This is a genomic window from Acidovorax sp. GW823-FHT05D11 (genome assembly GCF_058795695.1).
In genome coordinates this window covers 2,697,123-2,715,045 of sequence record NZ_CM179502.1, presented here as the reverse complement: position 1 = coordinate 2,715,045, position 17,923 = coordinate 2,697,123, and the positions used below count along the sequence as shown (strand labels likewise).

General features: G+C 69.1%; 20 protein-coding genes. 8 read left to right on the top strand and 12 right to left on the bottom strand.

Annotation, left to right across the window (positions count from 1 at the left end):
* Positions 1-16: 16 nt before the first annotated feature.
* From AC3RCE_RS12670 to AC3RCE_RS12660, 3 genes are all read right to left on the bottom strand, one after another.
* Positions 17-1,162 (bottom strand): NAD(P)/FAD-dependent oxidoreductase, encoded by a 1,146-nt coding sequence (locus tag AC3RCE_RS12670; protein WP_492255323.1) that lies wholly within the window; start codon positions 1,160-1,162, stop codon positions 17-19.
* Positions 1,163-1,183: 21 nt separating this feature from the next.
* On the bottom strand, positions 1,184-2,743 hold the full coding sequence (locus tag AC3RCE_RS12665) for an amidase (protein ID WP_492255322.1): 1,560 nt from the start codon (positions 2,741-2,743) through the stop codon (positions 1,184-1,186).
* Positions 2,744-2,875: 132 nt separating this feature from the next.
* Positions 2,876-3,397, bottom strand: a complete 522-nt coding sequence (locus AC3RCE_RS12660) for a P-loop NTPase family protein (RefSeq protein WP_492255321.1) — start codon at positions 3,395-3,397, stop codon at positions 2,876-2,878.
* 93 nt (positions 3,398-3,490) lie between these two features.
* Here AC3RCE_RS12660 and AC3RCE_RS12655 point away from each other — a divergent pair, with 93 nt between their 5' ends.
* The 3 genes from AC3RCE_RS12655 to AC3RCE_RS12645 all read left to right on the top strand — a co-directional run bounded on the left by AC3RCE_RS12655 (position 3,491) and on the right by AC3RCE_RS12645 (position 6,312).
* On the top strand, positions 3,491-3,799 hold the full coding sequence (locus tag AC3RCE_RS12655) for a helix-turn-helix domain-containing protein (RefSeq protein WP_218295138.1): 309 nt from the start codon (positions 3,491-3,493) through the stop codon (positions 3,797-3,799).
* A gap of 46 nt (positions 3,800-3,845) precedes the next feature.
* Positions 3,846-5,165, top strand: a complete 1,320-nt coding sequence (locus tag AC3RCE_RS12650) for a type II toxin-antitoxin system HipA family toxin (protein ID WP_492255320.1) — start codon at positions 3,846-3,848, stop codon at positions 5,163-5,165.
* Between the two features lie 97 nt (positions 5,166-5,262).
* The gene (locus AC3RCE_RS12645; protein ID WP_492255319.1) at positions 5,263-6,312 is read left to right on the top strand and encodes a phytanoyl-CoA dioxygenase family protein; all 1,050 of its coding nucleotides are present in this window, start codon (positions 5,263-5,265) and stop codon (positions 6,310-6,312) included.
* 94 nt (positions 6,313-6,406) lie between these two features.
* Here AC3RCE_RS12645 and AC3RCE_RS12640 read toward each other — a convergent pair whose 3' ends face one another.
* A complete protein-coding gene (locus tag AC3RCE_RS12640; RefSeq protein WP_218338671.1) occupies positions 6,407-7,726 on the bottom strand; it encodes a cation:proton antiporter in 1,320 nt (439 codons plus the stop codon).
* Between the two features lie 217 nt (positions 7,727-7,943).
* On the opposite strand from AC3RCE_RS12640, the gene AC3RCE_RS12635 reads away from it, so the two are divergent.
* From AC3RCE_RS12635 to AC3RCE_RS12620, 4 genes are all read left to right on the top strand, one after another.
* Positions 7,944-8,576, top strand: a complete 633-nt coding sequence (locus tag AC3RCE_RS12635; RefSeq protein WP_492255318.1) for a hypothetical protein — start codon at positions 7,944-7,946, stop codon at positions 8,574-8,576.
* Positions 8,577-8,811: 235 nt separating this feature from the next.
* On the top strand, positions 8,812-9,096 hold the full coding sequence (locus AC3RCE_RS12630; RefSeq protein WP_218295142.1) for a 7(1) septoil knot domain-containing protein: 285 nt from the start codon (positions 8,812-8,814) through the stop codon (positions 9,094-9,096).
* Between the two features lie 239 nt (positions 9,097-9,335).
* A complete protein-coding gene (locus AC3RCE_RS12625) occupies positions 9,336-9,935 on the top strand; it encodes a chromate transporter (protein WP_218295143.1) in 600 nt (199 codons plus the stop codon).
* Positions 9,932-10,552, top strand: coding sequence for a chromate transporter (locus tag AC3RCE_RS12620; RefSeq protein ID WP_218295144.1), 621 nt, complete (start codon positions 9,932-9,934; stop codon positions 10,550-10,552). The genes AC3RCE_RS12625 and AC3RCE_RS12620 overlap by 4 nt, the downstream gene beginning before the upstream one ends.
* Before the next feature lie 90 nt (positions 10,553-10,642).
* Here the strand turns inward: AC3RCE_RS12620 and AC3RCE_RS12615 are convergent, their stop codons facing one another.
* The 4 genes from AC3RCE_RS12615 to AC3RCE_RS12600 form a co-directional block, all read right to left on the bottom strand.
* Positions 10,643-11,809 (bottom strand): ABC transporter substrate-binding protein, encoded by a 1,167-nt coding sequence (locus AC3RCE_RS12615; RefSeq protein WP_369642382.1) that lies wholly within the window; start codon positions 11,807-11,809, stop codon positions 10,643-10,645.
* Positions 11,810-11,945: 136 nt separating this feature from the next.
* Positions 11,946-12,677 (bottom strand): SIR2 family NAD-dependent protein deacylase, encoded by a 732-nt coding sequence (locus AC3RCE_RS12610; protein WP_492255317.1) that lies wholly within the window; start codon positions 12,675-12,677, stop codon positions 11,946-11,948.
* A 34-nt stretch (positions 12,678-12,711) separates the two neighbouring features.
* Complete coding sequence (rlmB, locus tag AC3RCE_RS12605; protein ID WP_218295147.1) at positions 12,712-13,458, bottom strand: 23S rRNA (guanosine(2251)-2'-O)-methyltransferase RlmB; 747 nt, start codon at positions 13,456-13,458, stop codon at positions 12,712-12,714.
* Positions 13,459-13,548: 90 nt separating this feature from the next.
* Positions 13,549-14,262, bottom strand: a complete 714-nt coding sequence (locus AC3RCE_RS12600) for an ABC transporter ATP-binding protein (protein WP_218295148.1) — start codon at positions 14,260-14,262, stop codon at positions 13,549-13,551.
* A 15-nt stretch (positions 14,263-14,277) separates the two neighbouring features.
* Between AC3RCE_RS12600 and AC3RCE_RS12595 the strand changes: the two genes are divergently transcribed.
* Positions 14,278-14,958: an arylesterase gene (locus AC3RCE_RS12595; protein WP_492255316.1), complete on the top strand. Its 681-nt coding sequence runs from the start codon at positions 14,278-14,280 to the stop codon at positions 14,956-14,958.
* A gap of 15 nt (positions 14,959-14,973) precedes the next feature.
* On the opposite strand, the gene AC3RCE_RS12590 is transcribed toward AC3RCE_RS12595, so the two are convergent.
* The 4 genes from AC3RCE_RS12590 to AC3RCE_RS12575 all read right to left on the bottom strand — a co-directional run bounded on the left by AC3RCE_RS12590 (position 14,974) and on the right by AC3RCE_RS12575 (position 17,899).
* Positions 14,974-15,165 (bottom strand): hypothetical protein, encoded by a 192-nt coding sequence (locus tag AC3RCE_RS12590; protein WP_218295150.1) that lies wholly within the window; start codon positions 15,163-15,165, stop codon positions 14,974-14,976.
* A gap of 49 nt (positions 15,166-15,214) precedes the next feature.
* Positions 15,215-16,054, bottom strand: coding sequence for a DUF2189 domain-containing protein (locus tag AC3RCE_RS12585; RefSeq protein WP_492255315.1), 840 nt, complete (start codon positions 16,052-16,054; stop codon positions 15,215-15,217).
* 73 nt (positions 16,055-16,127) lie between these two features.
* Positions 16,128-17,366, bottom strand: coding sequence for a PLP-dependent transferase (locus AC3RCE_RS12580; protein ID WP_492255314.1), 1,239 nt, complete (start codon positions 17,364-17,366; stop codon positions 16,128-16,130).
* Positions 17,367-17,440: 74 nt separating this feature from the next.
* Positions 17,441-17,899 carry a BON domain-containing protein gene (locus AC3RCE_RS12575; RefSeq protein WP_492255313.1) on the bottom strand — a complete coding sequence of 153 codons (459 nt, stop codon included), beginning with the start codon at positions 17,897-17,899 and terminating at the stop codon, positions 17,441-17,443.
* Positions 17,900-17,923: the final 24 nt, after the last annotated feature.

Sequence of the window (17,923 nt, the reverse complement as noted above, 5' to 3'; positions counted from 1 at the left end):
AAAAACAGACGCGCAGCTATCGCAGCCGTGCAGGCGACAGCCCTTGCGGCGCCACCCTCTCGCGCACCAGTTCTTCCGCCAGTGGCTCGCCGCGCAGCAGCAGCCGCGCCAGCAACGAGGCGCCCGCCGCGCTCTGAATCCCATACCCGCCCTGCCCCGCCAGCCAGAAAAAGCCGGACACATGGTTGTCCCAGCCTATCACCATGTCGCCGTCGGGCACGAATGAGCGCAGGCCTGCCCAGGTGTGGGAGGGGCGGCGGATCTGGAAGATCGTTTTTTCCTCGATGTGATAAATCCCCGTGGCCACGTCCAGTTCCTCGGGCACCACGTCGTGGGGATGCGTCGGGTCGGCGTTGGCGGGGGAGCCCAGCAACTGGCCTGCGTCGGGCTTGAAGTAGAAGCTCTCGTCGATGCCGATCACGGCGGGCCAGTGGGTCGCGTCCATGCCTTCGGGCACGGCGAAGGTGAAGGCGGTGCGGCGGCGCGGCTCCAGGCCGATGGGTGGCACGCCGGCCAGGCCCGCCACCACGTCGGCCCAGGCGCCCGCGGCGTTGATGATGGTGGTGGCCCGCAGCGCCCGGCCATCGGCGAGCGTCACCTGCCAGCCATCGCCCTGGCGCTCCAGGGCCGTGACCTCGGCATTCGTCAGCACCTGGCCGCCACGCTGGCGCAGGCCGCGCAGGTAGCCCTGGTGCAGCGCGTGCACATCGATGTCGGAAGCTTCGGGCTCGCTCATGCCGGCGGCCACGGCTTCGGGCTTCAGGCATGGCAGCTGGGCCAGCAGTGCGGCCTGGTCCACCCATTCCACATTGGGCGAGATGGTGTGGGCTTCGTCGTAGGCCTGTTTCAGCATGTCGAGCTGGTCCGGCCCCGCCACGTAGACCACGCCACGGGGCGAGAGGATGGGGTCAGTCCCAAACTCGGGCGGCGGCGCGTCGTAAAACGCGCGGCTCGCCCGGGTCAGCGCCTGGATGTTGGGCGTGCCGTAGGTGGCCATGTACAGGGCCGCCGAGCGGCCGGTGGTGTGGTAGCCGGGCTGAGATTCGCGCTCGAGCAGCAGCACGCTGGCGCCCTGCCCCCCGGCTTTTTCCTGCACCAACTGCCAGGCCAGCGAGGCCCCCGCAATGCCCGCGCCAATGACGATGATGTCCGCTGATTGCATGGTGGTGTCTCCTGACTTCGTTCAGACGGCAGACACCGTCGCCGCCGAGGCGGGACGGTCATCACGCGGCAGGCTGCGGGCATCACGCGGGTCGGGCGCGCCAGTCACGATGGAGGTCAGCGCGGGCTCGGCACGTGTTTGCATCAGCTTGGCCAGGTCGGGCCGGGGGCGGGCCAGCCCGGCGATGCCCTTGAACGCCTGCTCCAGCGCATGGCCCACGCCCAGCGTGTGGCGGTCGGCGCGGAAGCGCCCGACGATCTGCAGGCCAAACGGCAAACCCTCGTCGTCCAGCCCGCACGGCAGGCTGAGCGCGGGGTGGGTGGTGAGCGTGGTCACATAGGTCAGCGCCAGCCAGCGGTAGTAGTTGGCCTGCGGCTCGCCGTTGATGTGGCTGGCATACAGCTGGGTCCAGGCGAAGGGCGACACAGGTGTGGTGGGTGCCAGGATCACGTCGTACTGCTCATACAGCTTCTGGAACCGCGCCAGGATGCGCGTCTGCTCGGCCTGCGCCCAGGCGCTGTCCAGCAGGGTCATCGCAGCGCCCATCTCGTAGTTGGCGCGGGTGTTGGGGCCCAGGCTGGTGGGGTCGCGCTCATAGGCTTCGCGCGTGCTGGCCACAAAGGCTTCGGCGCGCAGCACGTCAAAGCAGCGGTGCACGTCACCCAGGTCGATGTCGATGGCATCGCAGCTGGCAAACAGGTGCTTCATGGCCTGCACCTTCTGGCGGAACACGGCGCGGATGCCGTTGTCCACGGCGCAGGCGCCAAGATCTTCGGTGTACGCCACGCGCAGGCGGCTCAGGTCCACCGCTTCGGGCAACAAAAAACTCATCGGGTCCAGCGGGTAGCTCAGCGGGTCGCCCGCCGACATACCCGCCGTGGCAGCCAGTTGCAGGCAGGCCTCTTCTACCGTACGGCCCATGGGGCCCACCACCGAAATCGGCGTCCAGCCCAGCAGCTTGCGCGAGCTGGGCACCACGCCGGGCGACGGCCGGAAGCCCACCACGCCACAGATAGAAGCTGGAATGCGCAGCGAGCCGCCCGTGTCCGACCCCGTGCACACCGGCAGCATGTCGCACGCCAGCGCAGCGGCCGAGCCACCCGACGAGCCCCCGGCATTCAGGTTGGGATTGAACGGGTTGCCCGTGGCGCCCCACACCGTGTTGCGCGAATTGGCGCCCGCCCCCATCTCGGGGATGTTGGTCTTGCCCGCCACGACGGCACCCGCCGCGCGCAGGCGTGCCACCAGCACGTTGTCCTCTGCCGGTATGTTGCTGCGGTAGATCTCCGAGCCATAGGTGGTCAGCAGCCCGGCCGTGGCTTCCAGGTCCTTCACGCCCAGCGGCAGGCCGTGCAGCAGGCCCAGCGGCTCGCCGCGCAGCACCGCCTGCTCGGCGGCCTGGGCCTCGGCGCGGGCGCGGTCGTAGCAGGTGGCGGTAATGGCATTCACATGCGGGTTGACGGCCTCGATGCGCGCCATGCAGGCGTCGAGCAGCTCGACGGGCGAGACCTCGCGCGTGCCGATGCGGTGGCGCAGTTCATTGGCGGTCAGCTCGACCAGGGCGTTGTGTGGAGTGGTCATGGCGTTGGTGTCCCTTTCGTCGTTCTGTGGTTTTTCCGCTGGCGCGGCCGGCGGCGGTGTTGGCCGGGGGGTGAAACGGCGCGAACCCACGGCCGCCATCTTGGCATGGTGGGGACGCCCTCGCCCGTTGCTTCAGAACCCGGGCAATGCCCTCATCACAGCCGCCACCAGATTCTGGACAGGAGCGTCCGAGCTCAGTTCGATATGGGGACCGCGCCGCGCCGCGAGCCAGTTCCGCTGCCTCTGCAGGCTTCTGCCTGGCAACACCCCGTCATCGTATTGAGCCGCCCATTCCAGGAAAGCAGGATTCGCCTGGCCAAAGCGCTGCGCCTCCCGGTGGCGAAGGCGCGCGAGACGCGCGGGGGCATCCAGGTAGAGAAACACGATCAGGTCAAAGCAGTCTTCCAGTTCCTGCCCCCACCCGGCCACGGAACCGGCCAGCACCGCCACCTTGCTGGCGCGCAAGTCGCCGAGGAGCAGGGCCAGGCGCTGTGTAGGGTCCCGCCTGCTGGTGAACGGCGGCGTGGTGGGCAGCCAGTAGTAGTCGTCAGCGTCGAGGTGGGTCCCGTTCAACGCTGCGGCCAGGGCCGCGCTCAGCGTGGACGTGCCAGAGCCTGAAGCACCGGTGACATGGATTCGCAGCAGCTGGGTCAATGGTGGGTTCCTTGAACTGTATTTTTGCCAAGATTAATGACGATAATGATATCTATGTTTATCTTTTTCAGATAAAAGAGTATAAATATCATCATGAACAACGATCTCATTCAGAGCCTGGCCATCGCCCGCAAAGCCGGCAAGCTCACCCAGGCCGAACTCGCCGAGCGCGCGGGCCTCTCCCGCATGACCGTCCAGCGCACCGAAGGTGGCGACCTGGACCCGCGCTACTCCACCCTGGCCGAGATGGCCCGCGTGCTGGGCATGGACATCATTGCCGTGCCCAGCAGCCTGCGGCCCAGCCTGGAGGCGTTCATCCAGTCGGGCGGCAAGTTCCTGGGCCAGCCCGCGGGAGTGGACGCGCCGCCGTCGGTGGTGGACAGCCTGAGCCGCGCCGGCTGAGGCCGCCAGCGCCCACACCCGCACGCGCACGCGCATACCCGGCCCCATGAGCACCTCCATCCGCTACCTGCGCCTGTACCTGCACCGCCCCGCCCTGGCAGACGGCGCGGCGGGCGGGCGCGAGGCGATTGGCTACCTTTCGCAGTACGGCGACATCCTGCGCGTGTCGTTTGACGAGAGTTACATCCGCAACCCGCAGCGCCCCACCCTGTCGCTCAGCTTTCAGGGTGCCGACGAGGCGGCCACGCAGCAGATCCTGGCGTCGGCGCGGGATGCACGGCTGGTGCGCACCGACGGGCGCTGGCCCGTGTATTTTCAGAACCTGCTGCCCGAGGGCCACAACCGCGAGCGGCTGGCGCGCGAGCGCGGCTGCAGCCCCGACGACGAGTTCGAACTGCTGGCTGCCGCGGGCCACGACCTGATGGGCGCGCTGGAGGTGGAACCCGTGCCCGCGCAAGACGGCATTCCCGACGTGGTGCGGCACTGGCACACCACGCAAGGGCTGGACGTGCTGGAGCCGGGCTTTGTCGAGTTCCCGGTGGAAGACGCCGCATCGCTGCCCGGCGTGGTCACCAAGTTCAGCGCGGTGCTGGACGGCCGCCGCTACACCGTGCGCCGCCAGGGCGCGGCCGGCAGCGTGATCCTGAAGCTGCCCACCACCGCGCACCCCGACCTGGTGGCCAACGAGTTCGCCGGCTACCAGCTGTGCAAGGCGCTGGGCCTGCACTGCGCCGATGCACGCGTCATCACCCGCGCCGAGGCCGACCTGCCGGGCACCGTGCCCTTCAACGAGATATTGGCCGTGCAGCGCTTTGACCACCTGCCCGGCGACGCCCGCGTGCACATGGAGGAGTTCAACCAGGTGCTGGGCTACACCCCGCGGCAAAAGTACGGCAAGGGCATCCTGCAGGACTGGGCCACCATGCTGCGCGTGCTCAACCGCCTGAGCCGCCAGCCGGTGCAAGACACACGCGAGTTCCTGGTACGCATGGTGGCGTTCATCCTCATGGGCAACACCGATGCGCACCTGAAGAACTGGGCTCTGGTCTACCCCGACGGGCGCGTGCCGCAACTGGCGCCGGTGTACGACCCGGTGTGCGTGGCCGCGTTCTTCGAGGGCGTGCCCGAGGGCCAGTACGCGATGAACCGCTCCATCGACCGCGCGCTGCGCGCGTTCAGCTGGGACGACATGGAAGGCCTCATGAAGTCGGCCGGACTGCTGCGCGTACCGCGCCACCTGGCGCTCCTGCGCGACACGGTGGCGCGGGCCCGGGAGCAGTGGCCCCGCCTGATCGCGGATGCGCCCGATTCCCTGCGGGCCGCCGTCACCCAGCGGCTTGCCGGGGGCGTGGCCCTGGCACGTTGACAGCAGGCGACGTTGCAAAATGGGAGGGCGCCCTCGGGCACGCGTGTGCCCCATCGGCCGTGCCCTCTTTCCATTCTCCTGTTGCCCCTGCCCCTCCATGTCCGCCGCTGCCGCCCCCACGCCCCTGCCCCACCCGCTGCCGCCAGACACGGAGACGGGCGCCTTGCGGGTCCCCCACCTCAAGCGCTGCTGGGCCCGCTGGATGGCCGCCCGCAGGGGCCTGGCACAGAGCTCCCACGGGGAAGGCCACCGCACGCAGATCGTGCTGGCCGCGCTGGGGGTGGGGCTGGAGCAGAGCATGCAGTACGTGCTGCGCGAGGCCCCGGAGTTCGCCGCCTTCGAGGACTGGATCGTGCGCACGGCGGGCGCGCCCGATGCAACCACCGTGGCGCGGATTCAAGCCCTTGTGGATGGCGGCCCGGCGCCCGAAGCGGCCTTGCAGCTGCATGCCCGGATCGACGCGATGGAGCCCGTGCTGAATGCGGAGGACCTTGCGCATTGGGACGAGCATGGCTACGTGGTGGTGCGCGCTGCCGTGCCGCCGCACGACAGCGCCGCCGCGGCGCACGCCGTGTGGGACGCGGTGCGCGCCGACCCCGCCGATACGGCGTCGTGGTATGCCCACGCCCCGCGCAACACCATGGTCCAGCTGTTCCAGCACCCCGCCTTCGAGGCCAACCGGCGCTCCCTGCGCATCCACAAGGCCTTTGCCCAGCTGTGGGGCACGGCGGACCTGTGGCGCAGCACGGACCGCTGCGGGTTCAATCCACCCGAACGCGCGGGCTACCCCTATGGCGGCCAGGGCATGCATTGGGATGTGAGCCTGCACCAGCCCATCCCCTTCGCCACCCAGGGCATCCTGTACCTGACCGACACGCCCCCCGAACAGGGCGCCCTCACCCTGGTGCCGGGTTTTCACCGCCGGGTGGGCGGCTGGCTGGAGCACCTGCCCGCCGGCGCCGACCCGCGCCAGCAGGACCTGCACGCGCTGGGCGCCACGCCCATCGGCGCCCACGCGGGCGACCTGGTGATCTGGCACCAGGCCCTGCCCCATGGCCCCAGCCCGAACCGGGGCGCGCGGCCCCGCCTGGTGCAGTACATCAACATGGCCCCCGCCCACGTCCCCAGCCACGCCACCTGGATCTGACGCCGCCCGCCCCTTCGCCCCGCGCGTCCCGGCAAGGCGCCGCTCCATCCGGCGGCATCGGGTGGCATCCACCGTGGCCGGCGGCCGGCGCCCTTCAGTCCTCGGCCACCCGCCTGGCCTCCTTGCGCTTCTCGTAGCGCCGCATCAGCGGCGTGACCGAGATGCCGTGCAGCAGCACCGAGGCCACCACCACCGCCAGCGTGATCGCCAGCAGGCGCTGCGCGATCACCGGGTGCAGGCCGTGCGTGATGGCGTACATGAGGTAGTACACGGAGCCGATGCCGCGGATGCCAAACCACGCGATGAGGCGGCGCTGGGAGCGCTTCACCCGGGTCCCCACCAAACCGGCGTAGACCGCCAAGGGGCGGATGGCGAACAGCAGCAGGGGGACGAACCACAGCACCTCGGCATCAAAGTTCACCACGGTGAGCAGGGCGCCCACCACCAGCACCACGGCGACTTCGGCGATGCGCTCGAGCTGGGCGTTGAAGCGCTCGACCGCCTGCATCATGTGGCCCGGCGCCTGCGCGGGCTCCATGTGCCCGACTTCCGTGGCGCCCTCCATCTCCACCGCCGTCGGCGCAGGGCCGGCGGGCTGCGCCGCCACGCGCCGCAGCGCCAGCCCGGCGGCGAAGACGGCCAGAAACCCGTAGGCATGGCACAGCAGGGCCGTGCCATAGGCCAGCGCGATGAGGCCCAGCACCATGAACTCGTCCGGCCCCAGCATCTCGCGGTGGCGCATGCGCAGGTACAGGATGGCCCGGCCCACCACCGCGCCCAGCGCGAAGCCGATGCCCACGCCCCCCGCCACGGCCCAGAGCACGTCCACCGCCCACCAGCGCCACCCCCCCTCGCCCAGGTCATGCAGGGACATCAGCCCGAGGCCGAGCATCACCAGGGGAAACGCGGTGCCGTCATTGAGCCCGCCCTCGCCCGTCAGGCCAAAGCGCAGGCGGTCGCGGTCCTGGGGGTCGGCCACCTGCACGTCCGACGCGAGCACGGGGTCGGTCGGGGCGAGGATGGCCCCCAGCAGCACCGACACCCCCAGCGGAAGCCGCAGCAGCCACACGCCCACGGCCGCGATGGCCCCCACCGTCAGCAGCATGGAGACCGTGGCCAGCTGCAGCGGGATGCGCCAGCGCGCATCGCGCAGCGGCAGCTCCAGCTTCAGGCCCACGGTGAAGAGCGAAATCAGCACGGCGATCTCGGTGAGCCGCTCCAGCAGCGCCGCATCGCCCAGCGGGTCCAGCACCAGCAGGCCCAGCCCCCAGGGGCCGATGCCCACGCCCACGGCCAGGTAAAGGATGGCCGAGCTGAGCGGTACGCGCGAGATCAGCGAACTCGTCAGTGTCATCACCACCAGGAGCAGGCCCACCAGCAGGAAGCCCAGCGGGACAAGCAGGGCTTCGCTCATGGAGACACCGCGCCACACCCCCGGCGCACGGCCAGGGCGCCCCTGGCGCGCGGGGGCAGGGGCCGGGCTGGGTGGCGAATAGATGGCACGCTCATCACGCCACTGTATGGCCGTGCCCCGGCAAGGCTGTGCCGGGGCACGGCCCCTGCGGCTGTCAGCGGATGCCGCCAGTACCGAAACCTGTTCACAATCGCGCAAACCCTTCTTCGGCCCGCGCATGAACCTGTCAACGCTCCTCAAGATCGCCATCGCGCTGGCGGTGGCCTTTTTCGCCATCGAGAAGCTGCGGGTGCACCGGGCCGACCAGCGGCTGCAGAGCCTGGGGCCCGCCGCCGTGACGCAGCAGCAGCAGTTCGCGGACAGCCCGGTGCAGGCCGCCACCAGCGAGGCGCCTTTCGAGTTCCGGGGCTACCAGGTCAAGCCGCTGGCGGCATTCGCGGTGCGCGCACGGGTGCTGGCACGCGAGGACTACCACACGGGCAAGGAAGCCGAGCTCTCCCCCGTGGACCTGGCGCTGGGGTGGAAGCGCATGGCGGAGCCGGCCGTGTACGAGCCCCTGGGCATCACCCAGGGCAACCGCTGGTACCGCTACTCCTGGCGCGACCAGCCGCCCATCCCGTTGCAGGAGATCATCGAATCGTCCGCCAACATGCACATGATCGCGGCCACGCCCACGGTGGAACGGGCGCTCAATAAGGCACGCAAGGGAGGGTACATCCGCATCACGGGCAAGCTGGTCGAGGTCTCCCACCCCAGCGGCTGGCGCTGGACCAGCTCGCTCACGCGGTCGGACTCGGGCGCGCATTCGTGCGAGCTGGTGTTCGTGGAATCCGCGCAGGTGGAAGACTGAGCGGCGGGCCAGGCCCGGGGGCATTTCCACGGCAACTTCCAAAATGATAGCGTCGCACGCCGACCCAACCAGCGCCCAGGGCGGTTTCGGCCCAAAAATACGACAGCCCCGCAGGGCACGCACCGCAGCGCCCCCAAAGCCCGGATACTCGGGTGGCGGTGAAGGTGGTTGCGCGGCGCGGCGGCTTCCCTTGCGCACAGCAAACTTCACCGCCTGACCGCCAGAAAGGATGCCCATGGCCAAGATCCTGGAAGTGAAGTACGAGCACCAGGCCGATGCGCGCGTGTGCGAGGTCGCCCACGAAAGCCTGGCCGACCTGTGCTGGCACGAGGTGGCCTATGCCACGCAGGCCAGCGGCGATGCGATCTGGTTCTTCGTGGCCTACGCGAACCAGGCCAGCTTCAAGGTCCTGCGGGTCAGGCACGCCAGCCAGGCGGACCTGAAGCTGTTCAAGGTGGGCACTCCCGAACAGGCAGGCTGGCGCAACAAGGACCACCTGCTGCGCGGCAAGCTGGGCTGAGCCCCGGCGCGCGGCCAGGGCGCAGCCCCAACGCCACCCTGCCCCGGTGCTGGCGACGCGAATCGCAGGCCCAACCTTGCCGCAACGCGAGGCCTGCGCCCCCCGCGCGCGCGGCGTGGCGCGCGTAACATGGCGCCTGGGCGCCGCGCGCCGGGCCGCGCACCCAGAATACTCCTGATTTGATAGCTGCTAGCGCTTGCTGCAAAAGCGCTAGTGGCCATTTTGACCAAATTTTCCCCATGGCCACAGCCACCGATCTGCCGTCCCCGCCCCCCGAACCCGCGCCCCGGCCACAGCCGCGCAACCCTGCCGACCTGTTCTGGTCCTTCACCTGGCTGGCCCTGCAGGGATTCGGCGGCGTGCTGGCCGTGGTGCAGCGCGAACTGGTGGAGAAAAAACGCTGGATGACGAACGAGGAATTCGTCGAGGACTGGGCGGTGGCGCAGATCATGCCGGGCCCCAACGTGGTCAACCTCAGCATCATGATCGGCGACCGCTACTTCGGCCTGCGCGGCGCGCTCGCGGCGCTGGCGGGCATGCTGACCTTTCCGCTGATCCTGGTGCTGGCCCTGGCCGTGGTCTATGCCGAGTTCTCCAGCCACCCGGCCGTGGCGGGCGCGCTGCGCGGCATGGGCGCCGTGGCGGCGGGGCTGATCGCCGGGGTGGGCATCAAGCTCTTCGCCTCCATCCAGAAACACCCCCTGGGCCGCCCGCTGTGCGTGGCCTTCGTGGCGCTCACCATCGTGGCCATGGTGGTGCTGCGCTGGCCGCTGCTGTGGATCCTGCCGGTGGTCGGCGGCGCGGCCTGCCTGCTCACCTGGAGGAAGCTCGCGCCATGAACACGTCCGCCTCCACCGCATTGACCGCCCCGCTGCTCGCGCTCGGCCCCGCCGACTGGTTCAACCTCTTCCTGTACTACATGTCGCTGTCGCTGCTGGCCGTGGGCGGCGCCATCGCCACCGCGCCCGACATGCACCGCTTCCTGGTCGAGCGCCAGGCCTGGCTGACCGACCCGCAGTTCAACGCGTCCATCGCCATCGCCCAGGCCGCACCCGGCCCCAACGTGCTGTTCATCGCCCTGCTGGGATGGAACGTGGGCATCAACGCCGGAGGCCCCGGCATGGCCGGCTGGCTGCTGGGCGCGCTGGGCATGGCGGTGTGCATGCTGGGCGTGATGCTGCCCAGCAGCCTGCTCACCTGGCTGGCCACGCGCTGGGGGCACCGCAACCGCGAGCGCCGGGGCGTGCGCGCCTTCAAGCAAGGCATGGCGCCGGTGGTCATCGGCCTGCTGCTGGCCACCTCCTGGGTGCTGGCGCGCGCCCATGGCGGCCCGGCCACGGCCTGGCCCCTGTGGCTGCTGAGCGCCGTCACCGTGGTGCTGGTGTGGCGCACCAGGCTGCACCTGCTGTGGATGCTGGCCGCGGGCGCCGTGCTGGGGGCCTTGGGCTGGGTCTAGGGTCTAGCGCGCCGGCCGGGCACGGGGCCGGCGGCGGCGTGGGCCCCGCGAGGCCGCCGGCCCAGCGGGGGCTGGGCCGCTGCTGGTCGCCTAGCTGATGCGGCGTCCGTTCTCCGCGTACACCGCCAGGTAGATCGCGTCCGAACCGATGTAGGGCGCCTTGTTGCCAAAGCCCACGTTGAAGTCGCCGAACGACAGCGAACGGATGCTGGCCAGGCCCGAGCGCAGGCGTTCACGCGTGACGTCCTTGCCGGCATTCTTCAGGCCCTCGATCATGATCTGGCCGTTGAGCCAGCCTTCCAGCGCGCTGCCGCTGTTCAGGAACGCCGCATCGCCACCCGTGGCCTTCATGCTGCTCTGGAACTTGCGCACCACCACTGACTTTTGCGAGTTGGCATCCGGGAACACCTGCACCAGCGCCAGGCCGCGCGTGGAAGCCGCGAGCTTGGGCAGCTCGGAGGAGATCACCGTGACCGACAGGCCCGCCAGCGGCACGCCCTGCGCCTTGGCGCGAAAGGCCTGCACGAACGCGGTGTTGGCCGTGCCGGTGGTGGCCAGCAGCACGGCGCCCGGGCGCTCGGCGGCCACCTTGTCGGCCAGCTCGGCGCCGTTCTTGCCATCCACTGCCAGGGCAAACTCGCCCGCGCGCTCGACCTTGATCTCGTCGAGCACCTTGGACATGTCCTTGAGCACTTCCTTGCCAAAGGGGTTGTCCAGGTAGACCACGGCAATGCGCTTGAGGCCCATGTCCACGATCTGCTTGACCAGGCGCTGCGTCTCTTCGCGGTACGTGGGGCGCAGGAAGAACACATGGCGGTTTTCGGGCATGCGCAGGGAAGTGGCGCCCGTGACGGGCCCCACGGTGGGAATGCCCTTGGATTCGATGAGCGGAAGAATGGACGCGGTGTTGGCCGTGCCCAGCGGCGAGATCAGCGCGAACACCGACTGCGCCTCGACCATGCCGGTCACGTTCTGCAGGGTGCGGCTGGCCACATAGCCGTCGTCCTTGATCTCCATGCGGATCTCGCGGCCGTGCACGCCGCCGGCGCTGTTCACTTCGGCAAACGCCGCCTTCATGCCCGCCACCTGCTCGATGCCTGCCTGACCCAGCGGGCCGGTCAGCGCGATGGAGCAGCCCAGGTTGACGCTCCGGGCGGTCAGGGCTTCTTCTGCGGCCATGGCGGTCTGGGCCCATGCGGGCAAGCCGGTGGCAGCCACGGCCTGGGTGGCGCGCAAAAGAAAGTGTCTACGGCTCATGTCGATACGCCCCAAAGTAGTGCAAAGGTGGCGCAGGCTACAGGCAGATGCGGGTTTCACTTGTCAGCTTCGCGACAGCTGTGCGCATCACGTCACACCACGGCCGCCGGCCCGCAGCAAAGAACCTGCCTGCGCTCTAGCCGCGGGCCAGCAGCAGTTGCGGCAGGAGCGTGGCGGCGGTGCCACGCAGCACCGCATGCGCGGCACCATCCAGCTCGCTGGGCGCGGGGTTGAGCACCGCCACCCGGGCACCGGCCGCGCGCGCCTGGTGCGCCAGGCCGGCCGCCGGGTAGACCGCACCGGCCGTGCCCACGACCAGCATCAGGTCGCAACGCCCGGCTGCGTGCTGCGCGGCCTCGAGCGTTGCATACGGCAGGGCCTCCCCGAACCACACCACCCCGGGGCGCAGCAAGTTGCCGCAGCGGTCGCAATATGGCGGACGGCCCGCCACGGCGTGGTCGACATGGCAGCAGTTGCACGGCATATCCAGCCAGCGGTCCTCAAAGATGTCGCCGTGCAGGCACAGCACTCCGGCGCTGCCGGCACGCTGGTGCAGGCCATCGACATTCTGGGTGATGAGCGTGAGGCGGCCAGGATCGCCGCGCTGAAAATCGGCCAGCGCAAAATGCCCCGCATTGGGCGCCACCCCCTGCAGCAGATCGCGCCGGTACTGGTACCAGTCCCACACGCGCTGGGGGTGGGCGCGGAAGCCTTCCTCGGTCGCCATGTCCTCGGGGCGGAACTGGGCCCAGTAGCCCGTCCGGGCGTCACGGAAGGTGGGCACGCCCGATTCCGCGCTCACGCCCGCCCCGGTCAGCACGGCGATGTGGCGGGCCTGCCGCACCCAGTCCTTCACGGTGTCCAGCAAGGCCCCTCCTGCGTCGTCCGGGCCGGCGCAGGAATCAGGAGCGTTGACGGAGCGCCTCATACAGGCACACGCCGCTGGCCACCGACACGTTCAGGCTCTCGACCGCGCCCTTCATGGGAATGCTCACCAGTTCGTCGCAGGTCTTGCGCGTGAGCTGGCGCATGCCATCGCCCTCGGCGCCCAGCACCAGGGCCACGGGGCCTTTCAGGTCCACCTGGTAGACCGTCTTGGGCGCATCGTCGCTGGTGCCGATGCACCAGATGTTGCGCTCCTTGAGCTCGCCCAGCGTGCGCGCCAGATTGGTGACCATGAAGTACGGCATGGTCTCGGCCGCGCCGCTGGCCACCTTGGCCACCGTGGCGTTGATGCCCACGGCATGGTCCTTGGGGGCGATGACGGCATGCGCGCCCGCGCCATCGGCGACGCGCAGGCAGGCGCCCAGGTTGTGCGGGTCGGTCACGCCGTCGAGCACCAGCAGCAAAGGCTGCTCGATGCCGGCGGCTTCCAGGTTCTCCAGCAGTTCGTCAAGCGAAGTGACCTGGGCCACGGGCTCCACCCGCGCGGCCACGCCCTGGTGGCCGTGGCTGCCGGCCAGCTTGGCGATGCGCACGCTGTCGGCCTCGATCAGGCGGGCACCGGCCTCGCGGGCACGGTCGAGAAACTGGCGCATGCGGGCGTCGCGCCGCGTGGCTTCGTAGTAAATCTCGATGATGGATTTCGGCGCGGTCTTCAGACGCACGCCCACGGCGTGAAAGCCGAAGAGAACTTTGGGGCTGGACATGGCGTGATTATCCGTTGCACGTCATAGCTATCATTTTTATAGCTTCAGGCGTTTGCACTGCTTGCGCTTTAGTGCAAACAGCACTTGAACTCAAACGACCCGCCCGGCCTCGATGGTGATGCGCCGCTCGCACTGGTCGGCGATGGCCCGGTCGTGCGTGACCAGCACTAGGGTCGTGCCCTGTTCGCGGTTGAGGTCGAACATGAGCTTCATGATCGTCTCGCCGGTGGCGAAGTCCAGGCTGCCCGTGGGCTCGTCGGCCAGCAGCACCGCCGGCTGCACCACGAAGGCACGCGCCAGCGCCACGCGCTGCTGCTCGCCGCCCGACAGCACCTTGGGGTAGTGCGCGAGGCGCTGCCCCAGGCCCACGCGGGCCAGCATGTCGGCGGCGGCCTTGCGCGCATCGCGCCGGTTGGCCAGCTCCAGCGGCAGCATCACGTTCTCCAGCGCGGTGAGGTTGCCCATGAGCTGAAAGCTCTGGAACACGAAGCCCACCTTCTGGGCGCGCAGCGCGGCGCGCGCATCCTCGTCGATGGCAAAGAGGTCGTGCCCGTCCAGGCGCACGGTGCCCCGCGTGGGGGTGTCCAGCCCCGCGATGATGGACAGCAAGGTGCTCTTGCCCGATCCCGAAGCCCCCACGATGGCTGCAGTTTCCCTGGAGGCCAGGCGGAAATCGATATCCCGCAGAATGTCGAGCGTTCCGGTGGAATCCGTCACCGACTTGAAGACATGCTCCACGGCAATAATGGGTGCCGCGGACGGCGCCGTGGCCGATGCCACGGGCGATGAGAGGGATTCGGACATGAAAGGCTCTTTACTTTGATTCGAGATCTGCATCGGCGCCACTTTATCCTGAGCGCCGCCACCGGCGCCGTGGTGGGGGCTTGCGCCCCCGCCGCCTGGGCCCAGGCCAGCGCGAAAGCCGCGGCCACGCCGCCTCGCCCTCCCCTCATCCTCGTGCTGGGAGACTCCCTGAGCGCCGAGTACGGGCTGGCGCGCGGCACGGGCTGGGTGGCCCTGCTGGAAAAGCAGCTCGCCCAGGACAAGCTCGCGGCCACCGTGGTCAACGCCAGCGTGAGCGGGGAGACCACCGCGGGCGGGCGCTCGCGTCTGGCAGCGCTGCTGGCGCAGCACAAGCCCAGCCATGTGGTGATTGAACTGGGCGGCAACGATGCCCTGCGCGGGCTACCGCTCAAGAATACCGAAGAGAACCTGACGTGGATGACGCAGGCGGCGCAAAAGGCCGGCGCCAGGGTGCTGCTGGTGGGGATGCAGGTGCCGCCCAACTATGGCACCGACTACGCGAACCGGTTTGCGGGCCTGTTCGCCACGGTCGCGCAGGCCCAGAAGGCCGCCGTGGTCCCCTTCTTCCTGAAGGGCGTGGCGGACGGGGCGGACCCGACCCGCCTGTTCCAGCCGGACCGCATCCACCCACGCGCCGAGGCGCATCCGCAGATGCTGGCCAACGTATGGCCGGAACTCAGGAAATTGCTGCGCTGAAATGGGCCCGGCGCCTCAGGCGCCGGTGGAATCCGCGGGCTGACCGGCAGGGGCATCCGCGCCCTCGGCCGGCTGGCCATCCGAGGGCTGGTCCCCCTGCGGGTCATCGGGCCGGCGCTGTGTTTTGGCCCTCAGCTTCTCTTCCTTTTTTTTCTTTTTGGCGAGTTCGCGCTGGCGTTTTTCGTATCCGTAGTTGGGTGTTGCCAAGGTAGTTGCTTCCTGAAGTAGAGGCTCACTGTAACAGCATGGTCTTTTTTCAGGCACATGCCGCAGCGGGCCGCAGTGGGGTTACTGATGCACGGTACGCATGCCAGCTGGCATGGCCCAGGACAGGGCCCGCCAGAAGCAGCCCAATGCCCCAGAACCAGAGCGAAACGGCCACCGCGGCGGTAATGATCGCCCCCCAGAGCAGCATCACGGCAGTGTTTTCCACCACCACGCGCATGCTCGTGATGCCGGCCGTGAGGGCGTCGGTGTCGCGGTCGAGGATCATGGGGATGGACACGACGGATGTGGAGAACACCAGTGCCGCGAACACGCCCCCGACCACGGCATAGACCGCGACGAAGCTCCAGTTCTGCGGGTTGAACACCGCCTGCAGCACGCCCGTGGTCGATGGCATGCCGGTGTTGAAGAACACGGCGAACACCACCAGCGAGGCACGGCCCCACAGCAGCTCGAGCACCACGAGGACCAGCACCAGCATGCCCATGCTGCCCATGTGGCTGTCCCAGCAGGTGAGCGACTCGCTCAATGCCGGCGTCAGCCCCGCCTCGCGCCGCCGGCTGGTGTCATACAGCCCCATGGCCAGGAAAGGGCCCAGCAGCAGGCAGCCGCTGGCCAGGGACATCGTGTACTCCGGCCGGGTGCGAAAGACCCAGCCCAGCACCAGCGCCATGGCCCAGAAGCACGTGCCGTAGAACACGGCGATGCCGGGCGCGGCGCGCACGTCCCGCAGGCCCCTGGCGAGCCAGCGCAACGGGTCGGCCAGGCGAAGGCGCTGCAGGGTGACCTGCTGCGCGGCGCCGGTGTCGGCGGCCGTGGAGCCCGCGGGGCCTGCCGCGTCGGGGGCGGGCTTGGAAGAGGTGGCAGTCATGCCGCCACACTAAGCCCCCCGGCACCTGCACGCCACTGCGGAAACTACCACCCCCTGGCCCGTCCGGCGGGGGTCAGGCCTCCGGGAAGGCCCGCTCCAGGGCCTGCTGCAGGTCCTGCCGAAGATCCTCCTCCGCTTCCAGCCCGATGGAAAACCGCACGAGCGTGCCGGGCTGGAGATGCGCCGTGGGACGGCTGCGCATGCTGGAAAGGTGGTAAGGCACCACCAGGCTCATCGGCCCGCCCCAGCTGTAGCCGAGCTTGAACAGGCGCAGGCTGTCGCAGAACACGTCCACCTGCTGCTGGGTGTGGCGCGCGTGGATCATCACGCTGAACAACCCGGCGGCCGTGCCCTCGCCGCCGTCGGCAGCACCGCACAGCGCCTTCCAGTGGCCGTGGCCAGGCGCCCCCGCCAGCGCCGGGTGCAGGACCTGGGCCACGGCAGGCTGCTGCTGCATCCACTGCGCCAGGCCGCGGGCCGCCCTGTCATGGGCGCGGTAGCGCAAGCCAATGCTGGGCAAGGCGCGCAGCACGGCCTCGGCATCGTTGCCGCCCACCCCCAGGCCCAGCCGCATGTGGGTCAGCTTGATCTTCATGTGCAGGCCCGGGTCGCGCGTGATCACGCTGCCCATGAGCACGTCACCGCCGCCACTGGGGTATTTGGTGAGGGCATGGGCCGAGATGTCCACACCCAGGCCGCCGTCTCCGCTGAGATCGAAGGGCGCAAACGCCAGGCCCGCCCCCCAGGTGTTGTCCAGGGCCGTGATCACGCCACGGGCACGGCAGATACGCACCTGCTCGCAGAGATCCGGAAACTCCATGGTGACCGAGCCCGGGGCCTCCAGCCAGACCAGCCGCGTGGCCGGCGTGATGCGGGCCGCCAGGTCGGCAGGGTCCAGCGGGTCGTACAGCCCATGGGAAACGCCGAAACGCGCGAGTTCGCCGTGGGCGAAATCCTTGCCGGGGCCGTAGGCGTTGTCGGGTATCAGCACCTCATCGCCCGGCTTGAGCAAGGCCAGCCCCACGTTGGCGATGGCCGCCAGGCCGCTGGGCACCAGCACGCACTGCAGGCCCCCTTCCAGCGTGCACAGGCGCTCTTCGAGAATGAAGGTGGTGGGCGTGCCGTGCAGCCCGTAGGTATAGCCGCTCTTGTCCTTCCACTCGCGCGAACGCATGGCCGCCACGTTGGGAAAAATGACGGTGGAGGCCTTGTAGACCCCCGGCTGCGGGGCCGCGAACCCGCTGGGTGGCACGTAGCCGTGGTGGACGATGCGGGTGGCGGGATCGGTGTCGTGCTCTTTCATGCCAGCCATGGTAGCGCGCCGCCAGGGATACCCCTGGCGGCGCGTATGGTGTGCGGCGCGGCTACGGCGCGCTGGCAGGCGAATCAGCTGGCGGTCACGACCAGCTGGTTGTTGACCTCCGTGACGCCCGTAACGCCCTTGGCAATCGTTTCAGCACGGTCGCGGGCGACGGTGGAAGGTGCGGGGCCGTTCAAAGTCACCTTACCGTTCACCGTATCTACATTGATTTTCACCGCGCTCAAATCAGGGTCCTTGGCCAAGCTTGCGTTGACTTGGGCAGTGATAGTGGCGTCATCGATCGCGCCCGCAGCCGAATTGGTAGCCTTCTTGGCAGAAGATTCCGCATTTTGCATGGCGCTTTCAGCTTTCATGCGGGCATCCGCGGCAGCCTGTTCAGTCTTCTCGACCGCGGAGTCCAAGCGTTGGCCCACGGTAGGCTCGTCCTTCTTGCCGCATGCCGACAGGCCCAAGGCCAGGGCGCTCACAGCCAGGATACTGGCAATACGGTGTGCGGGACGCTGGGAAATCATCTGGATATTCATGCGAAAACTCCTTGCGGTTGAAAC

Excerpts from the sequence above, each read along its gene's own strand:
- AC3RCE_RS12620 (WP_218295144.1), top strand. The coding sequence starts at position 9,932 with ATGAACACGTCCGCCTCCACCGCATTGACCGCCCCGCTGCTCGCGCTC.
- AC3RCE_RS12600 (WP_218295148.1), bottom strand. The coding sequence starts at position 14,262 with ATGTCCGAATCCCTCTCATCGCCCGTGGCATCGGCCACGGCGCCGTCC.
- AC3RCE_RS12645 (WP_492255319.1), top strand. The coding sequence starts at position 5,263 with ATGTCCGCCGCTGCCGCCCCCACGCCCCTGCCCCACCCGCTGCCGCCA.
- AC3RCE_RS12630 (WP_218295142.1), top strand. The coding sequence starts at position 8,812 with ATGGCCAAGATCCTGGAAGTGAAGTACGAGCACCAGGCCGATGCGCGC.
- rlmB (WP_218295147.1), bottom strand. The coding sequence starts at position 13,458 with ATGTCCAGCCCCAAAGTTCTCTTCGGCTTTCACGCCGTGGGCGTGCGT.
- AC3RCE_RS12670 (WP_492255323.1), bottom strand. The coding sequence starts at position 1,162 with ATGCAATCAGCGGACATCATCGTCATTGGCGCGGGCATTGCGGGGGCC.
- AC3RCE_RS12650 (WP_492255320.1), top strand. The coding sequence starts at position 3,846 with ATGAGCACCTCCATCCGCTACCTGCGCCTGTACCTGCACCGCCCCGCC.
- AC3RCE_RS12580 (WP_492255314.1), bottom strand. The coding sequence starts at position 17,366 with ATGGCTGGCATGAAAGAGCACGACACCGATCCCGCCACCCGCATCGTC.
- AC3RCE_RS12655 (WP_218295138.1), top strand. The coding sequence starts at position 3,491 with ATGAACAACGATCTCATTCAGAGCCTGGCCATCGCCCGCAAAGCCGGC.
- AC3RCE_RS12640 (WP_218338671.1), bottom strand. The coding sequence starts at position 7,726 with ATGAGCGAAGCCCTGCTTGTCCCGCTGGGCTTCCTGCTGGTGGGCCTG.
- AC3RCE_RS12665 (WP_492255322.1), bottom strand. The coding sequence starts at position 2,743 with ATGACCACTCCACACAACGCCCTGGTCGAGCTGACCGCCAATGAACTG.
- AC3RCE_RS12585 (WP_492255315.1), bottom strand. The coding sequence starts at position 16,054 with ATGACTGCCACCTCTTCCAAGCCCGCCCCCGACGCGGCAGGCCCCGCG.
- AC3RCE_RS12635 (WP_492255318.1), top strand. The coding sequence starts at position 7,944 with ATGAACCTGTCAACGCTCCTCAAGATCGCCATCGCGCTGGCGGTGGCC.
- AC3RCE_RS12615 (WP_369642382.1), bottom strand. The coding sequence starts at position 11,809 with ATGAGCCGTAGACACTTTCTTTTGCGCGCCACCCAGGCCGTGGCTGCC.
- AC3RCE_RS12625 (WP_218295143.1), top strand. The coding sequence starts at position 9,336 with ATGGCCACAGCCACCGATCTGCCGTCCCCGCCCCCCGAACCCGCGCCC.
- AC3RCE_RS12575 (WP_492255313.1), bottom strand. The coding sequence starts at position 17,899 with ATGAATATCCAGATGATTTCCCAGCGTCCCGCACACCGTATTGCCAGT.